Raw genomic sequence first — 14,840 nt, forward strand, 5'->3', positions numbered from 1 at the left:
CCCCAACCTAGTGTCGGGGGATGGGAGCCGTCCATTACCGCCGAGGTAATGGTGTGATGGAGTTCTGCGCAGACCTATTACCTGCGGGTTAATCGGCAGGGGTCTTGCGGCCGGGCATGGTGGGACCATCGCAATCTGAGAACGGAGAGACGACGATGGACGGGATGGATGTGGCGCGCGGGTCTGGCGGCGTGAGGCGCGACGGCGTCGGGAGCGAACAGCTTTTGCGCCGGCTGCTGTGGCTGGATTTCGCCAGTTGTGCGGCGATGGCGCTGATCCTTGCGGGGGCGGGCGGCGTTGTCGAGCGGGTGACGGGCCTCCCCGGCGGGGTGCGGATCGCCGCGACGGCGATCCTGGTCGCGGCGGCGGCGGTGATGGCGCTGACGGCGATGCGGCGGCCGCTGGTCGTCGCCGGGGTCTGGCTGGTGATCCTGGGCAATCTGGCCTGGGTGGTCGCCTCGCTTGGCCTGCTGGGCGCGGGTGTGCTGACCGGGGCGGGCGTGGCGCTGGTGCTGGTGCAGGCGGTGGCGGTCGCGGGTCTGGCGGGGCTGGAAGCCCTGGTGCTGCGCCGGGTGCGCGCGGTCTGACCACAGCCTGAGCGCAAGATGCCGTGGCGGCACAAAACCGCCGCGGCGGATATTCGTCTTCCCGTTGTCACATGATTGTTTTAGATTATTGAAAGGCAATCTTTGGGAAATCCGAATATGCAACAGGCACCCGACGTCCACCAAGCCGAACCGATTCCCGCCGCGGCCCGCGAGGCCATCGAGGCGCTGCTGCAATCGGGGGATCTGTTCCGGTATACCGCGTCCGAGGATGCGCCGGTCGCCCTGCTGGAGCGCGAGTTCGCCGACATGATCGGCAGCCGCTATGCGCTGGCCGTCTCGTCCTGTTCGGCCGCTCTGTTCCTGGCGCTGAAGGCGCTGGACCTGCCGCGTGATGCGCGGGTGCTGATCCCGGGGTTCACCTTCGCGGCGGTGCCCTCGTCGGTGCTGCACGCCGATTGTGTGCCGGTGCTGTGCGAGGTCGGCGACACTTACCGCATCGACATGGAGGATTTCGCGGCCAAGCTGGACGACGTGCAGGCGGTGATCATCAGCCACATGCGCGGGCATACCTCGGACATGGACGCGATCATGGCGCTGTGCGAGGCGCGCGGCCTTCCGGTGGTCGAGGACGCGGCGCATTCGCTGGGCACGACCTGGCACGGAAAGAACATCGGCACGATCGGCGCGATCGGCTGTTTCTCGTTCCAGTCCTACAAGATGATCAATGCGGGCGAAGGCGGCATCCTGATCACCGACGACGCCGAGCTGGCGGCACGGGCGGTGATCATGTCGGGCGCCTACGAGCACAACTGGAAGAAGCACAAGGGCCCGCGCGGCGAGAATTCGACCGATCTGGCCGAGGCCTTCGCCCGCTGGCAGAACCGGGTGCCGCTGTACAACCTGCGGATGGGCAACCTGTCGGCGGCGGTGATCCGGCCGCAGCTGCCCGAACTGGAGCGGCGGGTGCGCGACGGGCGCGGCGGACATGACTATGTGGCCTCGCGGCTGGCGGTGTCGCCCCATATTCAGGTGCCCGCGCCGCTGGGCCCCGAGGAGCGCGCGCCGGATTCGATCCAGTTCAACCTGGTGGGGCTGGGCGAGGCCGACATCCGCGCCTTTGCCGCTGCGGCCGAGGCGCGCGGGGTGAAGGTGCAGATCTTCGGGTTGTCGACCGACAACGCGCGGGCGTTCTGGAACTGGCGGTTCCTGGGCGAGGTGCCTGAACTGCCGAAGACGCGGGCGATGCTGATGCGGGCCTGCGACGTGCGCCTGCCGGTGCATCTGACCCGCGATCAGCTGGACGCGGTGGCGGATATCCTGCTGGCCGCGATGAACGAGGTGCGGCAGACGGCGGCGGCCTGAGCGCCGCCGGTCACTTGAGCTTGGACAGCTTGCTTTGCAATTCGGCGAGCTGTTTCTTGATCTCGGCCAGATCCTCGCCCGAGGTTTCCTCTTCCTGATCCGGCTGCGGCCCGGTGGAGCCTGACCAGCCCGAGGTCATCGCCTTCATGAAGGCTTCTTGCTGGGCCTTGAGCGCCTCGAAGCCCGGCAGGTTCACCATCGGGTTGATCGCGCTCATGTTCTTCATCATCTTGGCCTGGTTCTCGCGCAGCATCTCGAAGGAGCTTTGCAGGAACTGCGGCATCATCCCGCCGCCGGGCAGCATGTAGCTGCGCACGAGGTCGTTCAGCACGTTGACCGGCAACACGTTCTCGCCCCGGCTTTCATGTTCGGCGATGATCTGGAGGAGGTATTGGCGGGTGAGGTCGTCGCCGGATTTCAGATCGACGATCTGCACCTCGCGGCCCTTGCGGATGAAGCCGGCGATATCCTCGAGCGTCACGTAATCGCTGGTCTCGGTGTTATACAGACGACGGCTGGCGTAGCGCTTGATGAGCAGTGGCTTTTCCTTGTCCGCCATCCGGGTCCTCGCATTCTTGCTGTGGTTAGCGGAAACATTAGGCGAGAGCCGAATGAAAAGAAAGCACGCGTTTCCGGAGAGTGCTTTTGGTTAATCAGGGGGATCTGCGGACGGTGCGGCCTGCGGGTCCGGGGGGCGATCCGGGGCGAAGCCGGCGGCGATCCAGTCGACGATGCGGCGCACCTCGGGTTGGGCGCCATGGACGTCGGACCAGGAGACGAAGAGATGCTCTTCGGGCGGGTCGGGGCTGCGCCAGAGCGGGGCCAAACGTTGCGCCTGAAGGTCATGGGCGACCAGATAGGACGGGGCGATGGCGACGCCGTGGCCGCCGATCGCCGCGTCGAGCGCGAGAGCGGAGCGGTCGAAGTTCAGGATCCGGTGGCGGGTGCGATGGCCGGTGGCGGCGATGAGGCGTTCCCAGCGGCGGTGCGCGTCCTGCAGCAGGGGCAGCGTCAGCAGCGTTTCCAAGTCGAGCGGGCCGGCAGGGCGCGGGAAGCGGGGGCTGGCGACGGCGACGAGGCGGATCGGGGTCAGTGCCCTGGCGGTGCGGAAGGGGGTCGGGTCGGTGGACCGGCCCGGCCAGATCGCGATCTCGTTCCGGGCCAGATCGCGGGAGAGGAGGCGGGTATGAACCTCGGTCGTGAGGGAGACGCGGGGAAAGCGGGCGGCGAAATCGGCCATCCGCGGCATCAGCCATTTCGCGGCTGTGGAAGATCCGAGGTGCAGGGTGACCTGCCCTGCCCCGGCGCCGAGGTCCTGCACCATCGCGTCGAGCGTGGTCATGGCCGCGTCGACGGCGGTGCGGCAGCGCTCGCCGGCGGAGGTGAGGGTGACGCCGCGCGCGTGGCGTTCGACCAGCACGACGCCGAGGTCGAGTTCGAGCTGTTTCAGCCGCTGCGAGACCGCGCCGCGGGTAAGGTTCAGCTCTTCGGCCGCGCGTTGCAGGTTGCCGTGGCGGGCGACGGCGGCGAAGATGTGCAGGGCGTTGAGGTTGATGCGGGTCATGCGGCGGGCCTGAGGCGTTAGATTTTCTGAACGCTGGAGCAGGAATCCTGCTTTGTCAAACCCCCGGCGGGGCCCGATACAGGGCGCAGGTCAGCAAGGAGCCGAAAGATGCCAACCGTTCGTGCCGCCACACCCGAGGATATCCCCGCCCTTGTCGCGATCCTGATGCAGGACGCCGAGGCGCGCCATGCGGTGGATCCGATCCTGTGGCGCATGGCCGGGGATGCGCCGGCGCAGGTCGAGGCGGCGCTGCGGGCGGCGCTGGGCGACGGTCCGCAGCCGGTGCGGCAGTTCTGGCGGCTGAGCGAGGAAGACGGGCGGGTGACGGGGGTGGTGCATGCGATGCTGCTGCCGGTGCCGCCGATCTATGCGGGGCGTCAGGGCGAGCCGGGGCTGATCCTGGCGGACAGCGCGGTGGTGCCGGGCGCGCCGGAGGGCACGGTCGATGCGCTGGTGGCGGCGGCGGAACAGGCGTTGCGGGAGGCCGGGGCGCGGATCCTGCTGGCCACGCATGTGACCGGGGCGGCGTGGCAGGCGGGGTTGCAGGCACGCGGCTATGCGGCGCTGACGCTGTATCTGTCGCGCTCCGATCCGGGGGATGCGGAGGCGTCGCCGGGGATCCGGGCGGCCGGGGCGGAGGATATCGCGGGCATCGTCGCGCTGGCGGCCGAGAACAAGCGGATCCTGTCGGAGATCGACCTCTTCTGGGAGCGCCATCCCGAGGCAGATGTGCGGTTCGCGGCCTGGATGAGGCGCAGTCTGACGCTGGGCGACCGGGACATGCTGGTGATGGGGCCGGAGGGGGAGCTGTCGGGCTATGCCATCGCACAGCCCGCGTCGCGGCTGCATTTCCCGCCGGCGCATGACATTCGCGGGACGGGGGTGATCGATGACTATTACCACCGGGAGCTGGCGGATGTGGAGACGCTGGATGAAAGCGGGAGTGGCGCGACAGCGCTGTTGCGCGCTGCGGAGGCGGCCCTTGCCGCGCGCGGCGTCGGCGCGGTCTTCGTGGTCTGCCCGGCGGGGTGGCGGTCGAAGATCGCGATGCTGGAAGCGGCCGGGTACGAGACCGCGATGGTCTGGTCGATCAGGCGCTGAGCGGGGAGGCGCAAAAAGAAAGGGCGGACCTTTCGGTCCGCCCGCGCGATTGTGCCGTTGGGAGGATTGGCACGAGTATCGCGTCATTCCTTAGTGAGCAGCGGCCTTCTTGGCAGCTGCGGTCGCGTCGGTGGTGGCTTTCTTGACCGCGGCGGTTGCGTCCTCGGTCAGGTCCTTGCCGGCTGCCATCATCAGTTCGACGGTGTCCATCTGAACCTTCTTGGCGACTTCAGCGTAGGCAGCCATGTATTCGGCGGCAACTTCGGCCGAGGCGGAGGCGAAATCGCTCATTGCCTTGGCGTAGTCGGCGGGCTCGGACTTGGCCTTGGCCAGCTCGCCCAGCTTGGCGAGGGTGGACTTGGTCCATTTGGTCGAGATGTCAGCCGATTTCTCGGCGGCTTCCAGAGCGACGCCCGAGAGTTTCTCGTTCAGGGTGGCGGTGGTCTTGAACGCGCCTTCGAACGATTTGGTGTCGACGGGGAACGCGCCCATGAAGTCTTTCATGACGGTGGTGAAATCCTGAGTCTTGGCCATTGTCGTTTTCCTCTTGTTCGGCGGGACCATCCCGCGCCGTGTTGTGCTGAGAGGAATATGCATGCTGCGGCGCAGCATTTCAAGTCCTTCTTGCTGCAATGCAGCATTATTTCTTTTTCCCTTCCCGGTCAGCCCTTTGGCTTGGCCTTCACATAGGTGCCGGGGGCGGGGGCCAGGGCGGGATGGTCCGAATCGCCTGGCGCGCGGGCCGGAATCTGGTTGCCCGAGCGCGTCTTGAGCCAGTCGTTCCAGCGCGGCCACCACGAGCCTTCGTGGAACTCCGCCCCGGCCAGCCAGTCGGCGGGGGCGAGGGTCATGTCGTCGTTGGTGTAATGGCCGTATTTGTTCTTGCTGGGCGGGTTGACGATGCCGGCGATATGGCCCGACTGGGTCATGATGAAGGTGCGGTCCTTGCCGCCCATCTGCTGGACGCCGCGATAGCAGTCCTTCCAGGCGGCGATGTGGTCGGTCTCGCAGGCGATCGAGCAGACCGGCACGTCGACATCCGAGAGGCGCAGGGTGTGGCCCATCAGGTCGAAGCCGCCATCGGCCAGCTTGTTGCCCTGGCAGAGGCCGCGCAGATACTGCACCGCCATCTTGCCGGGCAGGTTGGTGCCGTCGCCGTTCCAGAACAGCAGGTCGAAGGCGGGGGGCGTTTCGCCCAGCATGTAGCTGCGGATCGCCGGACCGTAGACCAGATCGTTGGAGCGCAGATACGAGAAGGTGCGCGCCATGATGTAGGAGCGCAGATAGCCCTTGGCCTGGATCTCGGCCTCGATCCCGTCGATGAAATCGTCGCTGAGGAAGGGGGTGAATTCGCCCTGTTCCGAGAAATCGGTGAGCGCGGTGAAGAAGGTGGCGGACTTGACGGTCTTGTCGCCCTTCTGTTTCAGCAGCGAGAGCACGAGGGCCAGCGTGGTGCCGGCGATGCAGTAGCCGACGGCGTTGACCTGCTTGACCTTGCAGATCGACTTCACCTCGCGGAAGGCGGCGAGGTAGCCGTCCTCGATATAATCCTCCATGCCGACCTCGGCATGTTCGGGGCCGGGGTTCACCCAGCTGACCACGAAGAGCGTGTAGCCCTGTTCGGTGATCCATTTGATCAGGCTGTTCTGGGCCTTCAGGTCCATGATGTAGAACTTGTTGATCCACGGCGGGAAGATCACGATGGGGATCTCGTGCACCTTCTCGGTGGCGGGTTCGTACTGGATCAGCTCGATCATACGGTTGCGGTAGACCACCTGCCCCGGCGAGGTGGCGATGTTCTTGCCGAGTTCGAAGGCGGTTTCGTCGGCAAGGCGCACGACGAGTTCGCCGTTGTTCGCCTCGAGATCGTTGACGAGGTTTTCGAGCCCGGCGACCAGCGACTGGCCGTCGGTGGCCAGCGCCTTTTCCAGCGCATCGGGGTTGGTGCCGAGGAAGTTGGTCGGCGCCATCAGGTCGACGATCTGGCGCGCGAAGTAGGTCAGGCGCTTTTTCTCCTTCGCGTCCATGTCCTCGACCGAGGCGACGGCATCCTGGATCGCCTTGGCGTTGATCAGGTATTGCTGCTTGATGAAGTTGAAGAAGGGATGCGTGTCCCAGAGCGGGTTCTTGAAGCGGGGATCCTTCGGGCCCGGATCCTCGGGCGCGGCGAGCAGGCCGCGGGCCAGCGCCTGCTGCGCCTCGGCGAAATGGGTGACGGTCTTGCCCCAATAGGCGACCTGCTGTTCGATGATCTTGGCCGGGTTGTTGATCGCCTCGTTCCAGTAGGCGGCGGCGGCATTGGCGAAAAGCTGTTGATTCGGGGCGTCGAGCGCCGGATTGTGCCCGCTCTTGTGGGCCATCACGTCCACAAGACGCTTGGACAATTCCTCAACTTTGCCAAGATTGGCAGTCAGACGTTCGAGGTGTTCCGTCGAAATCTGGGTGTTGTCATCTTGGCTGGTTGTCATCTTAACGATTACCTCGTAAATATGCTGCTACGCAGAATATCGTCGCCGCTTTCGGGAGGCAAAGCGACGAATGGTCCGGTGCGCGGGATCGTCCTGCGGGCTGTGACAAATCGCAGGAGACCCGAATGCGCATGATGTCATCCTATGATCTGATGGAGACGTTCCGCAACACAAACCAGTGGATGGGAGCGTCGGCCAAGGCTTTGGCGTCCTATCCGGCGCTGAGCATGGTGCCGCATCCCGCGGTGCAATGGATGGCGGCCTGGGGCGAAGTGACCGAACGGTCCTTCAAGCGGATGGTCGCCAAGCCCGACTGGGGCATCCGGACCTATACCCATGAGGACGGCAAGGACCACCTGGTCGAGATCGACACGGTGCTGGAGCGCGACTTCGGCAACCTGATCCACTTCCGCGTGGTCGGGCGTCCGGTCCAGCCGCGCCGGGTGCTGCTGGTCGCGCCGATGTCGGGGCACTACGCCACCCTGCTGCGCTCGACGGTCAAGAGCCTGATCGTCAACTGCGAGGTCTATATCACCGACTGGCACAACGCGCGCGACATTCCGGTGAGCGCGGGCAAGTTCGATGTCGAGGACTATACGCTGTATCTGGTCGACTTCATGCGCGAGCTGGGGCCGGACACACATGTGATCGCGGTCTGCCAGCCGGCGCCGCTGACGCTGGCGGCGACCGCCTATCTGGCCGAGGCCGATCCGGCCGCGCAGCCGCGGTCGCTGACGCTGATCGGCGGGCCGGTCGATCCGGACGCCACCCCCACCGACGTCACCGACTTTGGCCGGCGGGTGACGATGGGGCAGCTGGAACAGTCGATGATCCAGCGCGTCGGGTTCAAATACAAGGGCGTCGGGCGGGCCGTCTATCCGGGGCTGCTGCAGCTGGCGTCCTTCATGTCGATGAACGCGGAGCGCCACACGACCGCCTTCAACGAGCAAATCCTGCGCGCCGCGCGGGGCGAGGCGGGCGACCACGACGCGCACAACCGGTTCTATGACGAATATCTGGCGGTCATGGACATGACAGCCGAGTTCTACCTGTCGACGGTGGAGCGGATCTTCAAGAACCGCGAGATCGCGCGGAACGCCTTTGTCGTGGAGGGCAAGCCGGTCGATATCGGCAAGATCGACAGCGTGGCGGTGATGACGGTCGAGGGCGCGAAGGACGATATCTCCGCGCCGGGGCAGTGCATCGCGGCGCTGGGCCTGTGCACCGGGCTGGCGGACAGCAAGAAGGCCAGCCATCTGGAGCCGGGCGCGGGCCATTACGGCATCTTCGCCGGGAAATCCTGGCGCGACAACATCCGGCCGCTGGTGCTGAACTTCATCGACGCCAACAGCGGCAAGCCGGCGACGCGCAAGGCCGCGAACAAGAACGCGGCCTGAGATCATGGCGGGCGGCCCGGGCGCATTTTCCTGCACCTGTGGCCGCCTTGCCGGGACCATCGACGATCTGTCGCCTTCGGGCGGGACGCATATCGAGTGCTTCTGCGACAGCTGCCGGGCGTTTCAGGTTCACCTGGGCCACGGCGACCCGCGCCCCAACGGGGTGCATCTGTTCCAGACCTCGCCGGATGCGGTGCATTTCACGCGTGGGGCCGAAAACCTTGCGGTGCTGAAGCTGACACCCAAGGGGCCGCTGCGCTGGTATGCGGCCTGCTGCAATGCCCCGCTGTTCATCACGCTGCGCAAGCCCGGCCTGCCCTTTGCAACGCTGGTGGTCGACCGGCTGGCCGATCCGACGCAGGTGGGCAAGGTGCGCATGACGGCCTTCAAGCGCGGCAAGGACGGTCAGCAGCATCACAAGGGCGCGGGCGGCATGGCGCTGCGGCTGTTCCAGCGGATGGCGGCGGCGCGGCTGTCGGGGCGGTGGAAGCAGACGCCGTTCTTTGACATCGCGACCGGCGAACCGGTGGCACAGCCCCGCGTGCTGAGCCGCGAGGAACGCGCGGCGGCGATGGGTCAGGCCGGATAGCCGATGCCCCGGAAGGGCGGAAAATCGGCATAGGCCGCCTGCCGGTCGGGCAGCGGCGTGCCCGGCGCCTGCCCTGCGGCGATCAGCGTGCCGCGCGGGGCTATGTAGCTGTCGATCCGGCGCAGCGGCGTGGCGCGCCAGACCAGGTTGAAGGCGCAGAGTTTCGGGAAGAACCAGATCTCGGAATAGGCGAGGTGGTCGTGCAACCACCAGGCGAGGTGGCGCCAGTCCCTTCCTTCAGCATAGCGGTCGGCGAACCAGGGGATGACGACCGAGGCCCCTGCGATGGGGGCGCCCGGACGGTCCCATATGTGACATTCGAGCGGATTGTCGTTGCGCGCGCAGTTCAGGCGGTTGGCATTGCCATAGGCGTTGAGCGTCGGCGAGCGGTAGCCCGAGCGGATGGCGATGCGGCCGAAGGTCTCTTCCAGCGGGTCGAGCAGGGTTTCGCAAAGGGCGCGGCCGTGGGCGATGGTGCGGTCGGGGTCTTCGGGGATGTTGGGGATGCCGTGGAAGGCCGAGATTTCGGAGTGGAGGAAGTCGCGCAGGTAGAAGTGGCGCGAGAGGCGGGTGCGGCCCAGCGTCTCGAGGCTCCACATGCTGGCGGGTGTCCTCACGGGTAGCCGTTCCAGCGGAATTCGCCTTTCGCAGACAGCGGCGCGCCGGGGGTGATCAGGCTGACGCGCTGCGCGAGGGCTAGTCGAGGTGGTTCTTCAGCCATGCGGTCATCTCCGTAACGGCAAGATCGGTCTGGCCGGGCGATTTTATGGCGCCCGCGACCACATGGGCATTGGGATCGTCGCCCGGCCCCATCGTGACCAGACGCACCGCCACGGGACCGCCCCAGCGCCGGGCGATGTCCTGCGTGAGATCGGGGCGGACGACGCGGTCTTCGGGCGAGAACCAGAACAGCGCCGGGATCGGGATGCGCGAGACGTCGAGTCCGCGCACCTCCTGCACCAGCGCCGCCATCGGCATGAGCGCGACGGAGGGATAGCTGGTGGTCCAGAACCGTGCCTCTTCGTCGCTGTCGGGGCGGGTGTCGCGGGTGCGGCCGGCGATGAGCGGCAGCCAGTGGCGCGCGGCGGGAAAGGTCAGCAGCGGCGCGGCGGCGCTGTTGATGCCGAAGTTGGGCGAGACAAGGACCATGGCCACGACGTCCTGCGACATCACCGGGTCCATCGCGGCGGCGACGGCGAGGGTGGCCCCGGTGGAGGTGGCGACGATCACCACCTGTTCTCCGAGCATGCGCGCGGCGGCCAGCGCCTCGGCGGTGTCGCGGGTCCAGTCGGCGATGGCGGGTTCGGCCATCGCGGGGCCGGTGCGGCCGTGGCCGGCGAGACGGGTGTAGACCAGATTGGCGCCCAGCGCCTGGGCGATCCGGTCGGGGACGGGGCGGATTTCCTCGGAACTGGCCGAGAAGCCGTGGAGGTAGACCACGACCACGCCGGTCTTTTCACCGGGCGCGCCGGCCCAGATCACGCGTTTCTCGGTGCCGGGCCGGATGTCGGGAACGGCGGCCTCGCGTGCGGCGAAATAGGCGGGCACGTCTTCGGAGAACCGGGCGGGGTCGAATGCGGCGTGCAGCTCGACCGGTTCGTAGGGGCCGAAGATCCAGAGCAGGACGGCAGCGGCGGCGAGGATCGCGAGCAGGCGGGCCGCCGTGCGTTTCATCCGGCGAGCTCGGCGACCGCGGCTTCGATCAGCGCAAGGCAAGGGCCGTCGGAAAAGCGGTGATCGGCGTCCTTGACCAGCGTGAGGCGCATGTCGGGACAGTCGGCGTGGTTCAGCAGGCGCAGGGCGGTTTCGGTGCTGACGGCGGTGTCGGCGGTGCCCTGCAGGCAGCGCACGGGGAAGGGCAGCGGCAGGGGATCGCGCAGGACGAGGTGGGCGCGGCCGTCCTCGACCATGCGGGCCGTGACGACATAGGGCTCCATATAGTCGGAGGGGAGTTCGACGCGGCCCGTTGTTTCAAGCTGCGCCTTCTGGGCGTCGGTGAAGGAGGCCCACCAGCCGTCCTCGGTGAAATCGGGCGCGGCGGCGACGGTGACAAGACCCCGGATGCGGCCGGGCCGGGCGCGGGCCAGCAGCAGCGACTGCCAGCCGCCCATGGACGAGCCGACGACGACCAGCGGGCCTTCGGTCAGCGCGTCGATGGCGGCGAGCGTGTCCTGGTGCCAGTCGCCGATGCAGCCGTCCTCGAAGCTGCCGCCGCTTTGACCGTGGCCGGAGTAGTCGAAGCGCAGGAAGGCGCGGCCCTGCCCCCGCGCCCAGGTGTCGAGATGGACGGCCTTGGTGCCTTCCATGTCGGACTTGAGCCCGCCGAGGAAGACGACGGTCGGCCCGCCCCCGGCCACGCGGTTATAGGCGATGCGGCGGCCCTGGGGGGTGTCGAGATAGGCGGTCATGCGCGGCTCCGGTATTCGGCGCGACTAGACCACGCCGCCCGCCTTCCGGCAAGCAGGGATGCCTAGTCGACGACCAGCTCGCGCAGGATCGGAATGCCCCGCACGACCTCCACGAGGGTCGGCGTGCCGGGCTTGTCCTCGAAATTGTCCTTGTTGAGGCTCTGGCCGATCAGCTGCACCACGGCGGGGGAATTGGCGAATTTGTCGTGGGTGGTGTCGCTGGAAATCAGCGAGAGGTCGATGACGGTGACGCCCAGCCCTTCAAGTTCGGCAGCATCGGCGGCGCCGACGCGGACCACGCCGCCCGAGATGCGGCGGGAGAAGCCGAGCGCGCGGTCGCCGCGCGAGACGAAGACGAAGACGTTGCCAAGCTTGCCCTTCATCTGGGCGAGCTGGCTGCGGAACAGGTCCATGTCGATGTCGGGCGCGGCCAGCATGACGTTGCGCAGGCGGTTGTTGCCCGCAAGCTCGCCGCGGATTGAGGCGCGCAGCAGCGTCTCCATCGTGACGAAGGAGCCCATGGAATGGGCGAAGACGTCGAAGCCGCTGGCCTTGGTGCGGATCAGCAGGGCCGAGGTCTGTTCGAGCGCGGGGCGCGCGACGAGGGCCGAGTTCAGGTCGTAGACGTAATGCGTGACCTTGCCGGCGGAGGCCCAGGAGAAGAGCACGGGCACGCCCTTGAAGCCGGTGTCGTTGACGAATTGCGCGATGCGCAGCACCGAGTCCGACAGCGTGTTGTTGTAGCCGTGGATGAACACCAGAATGTTGCGGTCCTGCGGCGGGCGCTGCGCGAGGGCGGCGTCGATCGCGGTGACGAATTCGCTGTCGCGGTCATAGACTTCGGGGCCGACCACGGTGAAGTCGCGGCCCGGGTCGGGCGGCAGGCGTTTGGCGCGCTCGATCTGGCCGGGGACATGGCCCGGGGGCACCGTGACCGTGACCGAGGCGAGGTTCAGCCCGGCGTGGCGGCGGTCGGAGAAGAAGGTGCCGGCCAGTTCGCTGGAGGCGCGGGTGGTGGCGATGAAGATGGTGTTCTGCGACACGCCCTCGGCCTTGAGCGCCGGGAACTGGGGGTTGTCGATGCCGATCAGGTCCGGCGGGCGCGAGCAGGCCGCGACAAGCAGGAGGATCGCCAGCACAAGGCGAAGGGAGGCACCGGAGCGAATCGTCATGGGGGCAATCTGGGGCCTGCCGGGCACTGGGTCCAGCGGTATTCGGGCCGCGGCTTGACAGTCCGGCGGCGCGCTGCCACATCACCCGCACACATAACCCGCAACCGGGCGTTCAGTGGGCGCCAAACCGACGAGGAGCATGGCCATGAGCCAGATTTCCCTTACCTTTCCCGATGGCAATATCCGGCAGTACGAGGCCGGCGTGACCGCTGCCGAAGTGGCGGCGTCGATTGCCCCCTCGCTGGCCAAGGCCGCGATTTCCGCGCAGGTGGACGGCGCGCATTACGATCTGGCCTGGCCGATCAATGCCGATGCCGCCATCGCCATCAACACGATGAAGGACGAGGCCCCCGCGCTGGAACTGATCCGGCATGACCTGGCCCATATCATGGCCCGCGCGGTGCAGGAGATCTGGCCGGACGTGAAGGTGACCATCGGGCCGGTGCGCGATTACGGCTGGTTCTACGATTTCGACCGGGCCGAGCCGTTCACGCCCGAGGATCTGGGCCAGATCGAAGCGAAGATGAAGCAGATCATCGCCGCGCGGGATGTGGTCAAGACCGAGGTCTGGGACCGGGCGCGCGCGGTCGAGTATTACCGGGGCAAGGGCGAGCCGTTCAAGCTGGAGCTGCTGGACCGCATCCCCGAGGATCAGGACATCCGCATGTACTGGCACGGCGACTGGCAGGATCTCTGCCGGGGGCCGCACCTGCAGCATACCGGGCAGGTACCGGCGGATGGATTCAAGCTGACCCATGTGGCCGGGGCCTACTGGCTGGGCGACAGCTCGCGCCCGATGCTGCAGCGCATCTACGGCGTGGCCTTCCGCAACCGCGACGATCTCAAGGCGCATATGACCATGCTGGAGGAGGCCGCCAAGCGCGACCACCGCAAGCTGGGCCGCGAGATGGATCTGTTCCACATGCAGGAAGAGGCGCCGGGCCAGGTGTTCTGGCACCCGAACGGCTGGACCATCTACACGACGCTGCAGGATTACATGCGCCGCAAGCAGCGGGCCGGCGGCTATGTCGAGGTGAACACGCCGCAGGTGGTGAACCGGACCCTGTGGGAAAAGTCGGGCCACTGGGCGAACTATCGTGACAACATGTTCATCGTGGAGGTGGACGAGGACCATGCGCGCGAGAAGACGATCAACGCGCTGAAGCCGATGAACTGCCCCTGCCACGTGCAGATCTTCAACCAGGGCCTGAAGTCCTACCGCGACCTGCCGCTGCGGATGGCCGAGTTCGGCTCTTGCAACCGGTATGAGCCGAGCGGCGCGCTGCACGGGATCATGCGGGTGCGCGGGTTCACGCAGGATGACGCGCATATCTTCTGCCGTGAGGATCAGATCGAGGAGGAATGCGCGCGGTTCATCCAGTTCCTATCGTCGGTCTACAAGGACCTCGGGTTCGACAAGTTCGAGATCATGTTCGCCACGCGCCCCGAAAAGCGGGTCGGGACCGAGGAAAGCTGGGACCGGATGGAAGCGGCGCTGGAGGCGGCGATCAAGAAGACCGGCCATGCCTATACGCTGGATCCGGGCGAAGGCGCCTTCTATGCGCCCAAGCTGGATTTCAAGCTGACCGATGCGATCGGGCGGGTCTGGCAGTGCGGGACGTTCCAGGTGGACCCGAACCTGCCCGAGCGGCTGGAGGCGAATTACATCGGCGAGGACGGGGCCAAGCACCGGCCCTATATGCTGCACCGCGCCTGCCTGGGGTCGTTCGAGCGCTTCATCGGCATCCTGATCGAGAACTGGGCCGGCAAGCTGCCGATGTGGCTGGCGCCGCGTCAGGTGGTGGTTGCCTCGATCACCTCGGATGCGGATGACTATGTCGCCGAGGTGGTGGCCGCGCTGAATGCCGCGGGCGTGCGGGCCGAGGCGGATACGCGCAACGAGAAGATCAACTACAAGGTGCGCGAGCATTCGGTCGGCAAGGTTCCCGTGATCCTGGCCGTGGGCCACCGCGAGGTGGAGGAGCGCACGGTTTCGGTACGGCGTCTGGGCGACAAGGCCTCGACCGTCTCGGCACTGGACGAGGTGGTGGCCGCGCTGTCGCGCGAGGCGACGCCGCCGGACCTGCTGTAACATTTCCGCCGTGCGGGGTTGCCCGCGCGGCGGAATGCACGGCCATTCTGTAACCTGCGGCGCCTTCGGGCGCCGTTTTCATAACGCGGTCTGACGGCTTTGTTACTCACGCCGCTGTGAGCGTGTCGCAGGGTCGCGG

Annotated in this window: 14 protein-coding genes; 6 read left to right on the forward strand and 8 right to left on the reverse strand. The window is 66.9% G+C overall.

From position 1 onward, the window contains the following. Positions 1-155: 155 nt before the first annotated feature. Complete coding sequence (locus tag ACFO5X_RS03895) at positions 156-587, forward strand: hypothetical protein (RefSeq protein ID WP_380715919.1); 432 nt, start codon at positions 156-158, stop codon at positions 585-587. Positions 588-704: 117 nt separating this feature from the next. After that, complete coding sequence (locus tag ACFO5X_RS03900; protein WP_380715920.1) at positions 705-1,910, forward strand: DegT/DnrJ/EryC1/StrS family aminotransferase; 1,206 nt, start codon at positions 705-707, stop codon at positions 1,908-1,910. Positions 1,911-1,920: 10 nt separating this feature from the next. Here the strand turns inward: ACFO5X_RS03900 and phaR are convergent, their stop codons facing one another. Further along, positions 1,921-2,469 (reverse strand): polyhydroxyalkanoate synthesis repressor PhaR, encoded by a 549-nt coding sequence (gene phaR, locus ACFO5X_RS03905; RefSeq protein ID WP_380715921.1) that lies wholly within the window; start codon positions 2,467-2,469, stop codon positions 1,921-1,923. Between the two features lie 90 nt (positions 2,470-2,559). Further along, positions 2,560-3,474 carry a LysR family transcriptional regulator gene (locus ACFO5X_RS03910; RefSeq protein ID WP_380715922.1) on the reverse strand — a complete coding sequence of 305 codons (915 nt, stop codon included), beginning with the start codon at positions 3,472-3,474 and terminating at the stop codon, positions 2,560-2,562. A 108-nt stretch (positions 3,475-3,582) separates the two neighbouring features. On the opposite strand from ACFO5X_RS03910, the gene ACFO5X_RS03915 reads away from it, so the two are divergent. Next, entirely contained in the window at positions 3,583-4,575 is a 993-nt protein-coding gene (locus tag ACFO5X_RS03915) for a GNAT family N-acetyltransferase (RefSeq protein WP_380715923.1), read from the forward strand. A 90-nt stretch (positions 4,576-4,665) separates the two neighbouring features. On the opposite strand, the gene ACFO5X_RS03920 is transcribed toward ACFO5X_RS03915, so the two are convergent. Continuing rightward, positions 4,666-5,109 carry a phasin family protein gene (locus tag ACFO5X_RS03920; protein ID WP_380715924.1) on the reverse strand — a complete coding sequence of 148 codons (444 nt, stop codon included), beginning with the start codon at positions 5,107-5,109 and terminating at the stop codon, positions 4,666-4,668. Positions 5,110-5,237: 128 nt separating this feature from the next. Next, the gene (phaC, locus tag ACFO5X_RS03925) at positions 5,238-7,043 is read right to left on the reverse strand and encodes a class I poly(R)-hydroxyalkanoic acid synthase (protein WP_380715925.1); all 1,806 of its coding nucleotides are present in this window, start codon (positions 7,041-7,043) and stop codon (positions 5,238-5,240) included. A gap of 125 nt (positions 7,044-7,168) precedes the next feature. Here phaC and phaZ point away from each other — a divergent pair, with 125 nt between their 5' ends. Next, positions 7,169-8,440, forward strand: coding sequence for a polyhydroxyalkanoate depolymerase (phaZ, locus tag ACFO5X_RS03930; protein WP_380715926.1), 1,272 nt, complete (start codon positions 7,169-7,171; stop codon positions 8,438-8,440). A 4-nt stretch (positions 8,441-8,444) separates the two neighbouring features. Next, on the forward strand, positions 8,445-9,029 hold the full coding sequence (locus ACFO5X_RS03935; protein ID WP_380715927.1) for a DUF6151 family protein: 585 nt from the start codon (positions 8,445-8,447) through the stop codon (positions 9,027-9,029). On the opposite strand, the gene ACFO5X_RS03940 is transcribed toward ACFO5X_RS03935, so the two are convergent. The 4 genes from ACFO5X_RS03940 to ACFO5X_RS03955 form a co-directional block, all read right to left on the reverse strand. After that, positions 9,017-9,628 carry a hypothetical protein gene (locus tag ACFO5X_RS03940; RefSeq protein ID WP_380716371.1) on the reverse strand — a complete coding sequence of 204 codons (612 nt, stop codon included), beginning with the start codon at positions 9,626-9,628 and terminating at the stop codon, positions 9,017-9,019. The genes ACFO5X_RS03935 and ACFO5X_RS03940 overlap by 13 nt on opposite strands. A gap of 97 nt (positions 9,629-9,725) precedes the next feature. Beyond that, the gene (locus ACFO5X_RS03945) at positions 9,726-10,703 is read right to left on the reverse strand and encodes an alpha/beta hydrolase (RefSeq protein WP_380715928.1); all 978 of its coding nucleotides are present in this window, start codon (positions 10,701-10,703) and stop codon (positions 9,726-9,728) included. After that, positions 10,700-11,437, reverse strand: a complete 738-nt coding sequence (locus ACFO5X_RS03950; RefSeq protein ID WP_380715929.1) for an alpha/beta hydrolase — start codon at positions 11,435-11,437, stop codon at positions 10,700-10,702. Before ACFO5X_RS03950 ends, ACFO5X_RS03945 begins: the two co-directional genes overlap by 4 nt. A gap of 62 nt (positions 11,438-11,499) precedes the next feature. Beyond that, positions 11,500-12,609 carry an alpha/beta hydrolase gene (locus tag ACFO5X_RS03955; RefSeq protein WP_380715930.1) on the reverse strand — a complete coding sequence of 370 codons (1,110 nt, stop codon included), beginning with the start codon at positions 12,607-12,609 and terminating at the stop codon, positions 11,500-11,502. Positions 12,610-12,754: 145 nt separating this feature from the next. On the opposite strand from ACFO5X_RS03955, the gene thrS reads away from it, so the two are divergent. After that, positions 12,755-14,701: a threonine--tRNA ligase gene (gene thrS / locus ACFO5X_RS03960; RefSeq protein ID WP_380715931.1), complete on the forward strand. Its 1,947-nt coding sequence runs from the start codon at positions 12,755-12,757 to the stop codon at positions 14,699-14,701. Positions 14,702-14,840 lie beyond the last annotated feature (139 nt).

It is taken from the genome of Seohaeicola nanhaiensis, assembly GCF_042654245.1.
Lineage (GTDB): Bacteria > Pseudomonadota > Alphaproteobacteria > Rhodobacterales > Rhodobacteraceae > Seohaeicola_A > Seohaeicola_A nanhaiensis.

Excerpts from the sequence above, each read along its gene's own strand:
- ACFO5X_RS03895 (WP_380715919.1), top strand. The coding sequence starts at position 156 with ATGGACGGGATGGATGTGGCGCGCGGGTCTGGCGGCGTGAGGCGCGAC.
- ACFO5X_RS03900 (WP_380715920.1), top strand. The coding sequence starts at position 705 with ATGCAACAGGCACCCGACGTCCACCAAGCCGAACCGATTCCCGCCGCG.
- phaR (WP_380715921.1), bottom strand. The coding sequence starts at position 2,469 with ATGGCGGACAAGGAAAAGCCACTGCTCATCAAGCGCTACGCCAGCCGT.
- ACFO5X_RS03910 (WP_380715922.1), bottom strand. The coding sequence starts at position 3,474 with ATGACCCGCATCAACCTCAACGCCCTGCACATCTTCGCCGCCGTCGCC.
- ACFO5X_RS03915 (WP_380715923.1), top strand. The coding sequence starts at position 3,583 with ATGCCAACCGTTCGTGCCGCCACACCCGAGGATATCCCCGCCCTTGTC.
- ACFO5X_RS03920 (WP_380715924.1), bottom strand. The coding sequence starts at position 5,109 with ATGGCCAAGACTCAGGATTTCACCACCGTCATGAAAGACTTCATGGGC.
- phaC (WP_380715925.1), bottom strand. The coding sequence starts at position 7,043 with ATGACAACCAGCCAAGATGACAACACCCAGATTTCGACGGAACACCTC.
- phaZ (WP_380715926.1), top strand. The coding sequence starts at position 7,169 with ATGCGCATGATGTCATCCTATGATCTGATGGAGACGTTCCGCAACACA.
- ACFO5X_RS03935 (WP_380715927.1), top strand. The coding sequence starts at position 8,445 with ATGGCGGGCGGCCCGGGCGCATTTTCCTGCACCTGTGGCCGCCTTGCC.
- ACFO5X_RS03940 (WP_380716371.1), bottom strand. The coding sequence starts at position 9,628 with ATGTGGAGCCTCGAGACGCTGGGCCGCACCCGCCTCTCGCGCCACTTC.
- ACFO5X_RS03945 (WP_380715928.1), bottom strand. The coding sequence starts at position 10,703 with ATGAAACGCACGGCGGCCCGCCTGCTCGCGATCCTCGCCGCCGCTGCC.
- ACFO5X_RS03950 (WP_380715929.1), bottom strand. The coding sequence starts at position 11,437 with ATGACCGCCTATCTCGACACCCCCCAGGGCCGCCGCATCGCCTATAAC.
- ACFO5X_RS03955 (WP_380715930.1), bottom strand. The coding sequence starts at position 12,609 with ATGACGATTCGCTCCGGTGCCTCCCTTCGCCTTGTGCTGGCGATCCTC.
- thrS (WP_380715931.1), top strand. The coding sequence starts at position 12,755 with ATGAGCCAGATTTCCCTTACCTTTCCCGATGGCAATATCCGGCAGTAC.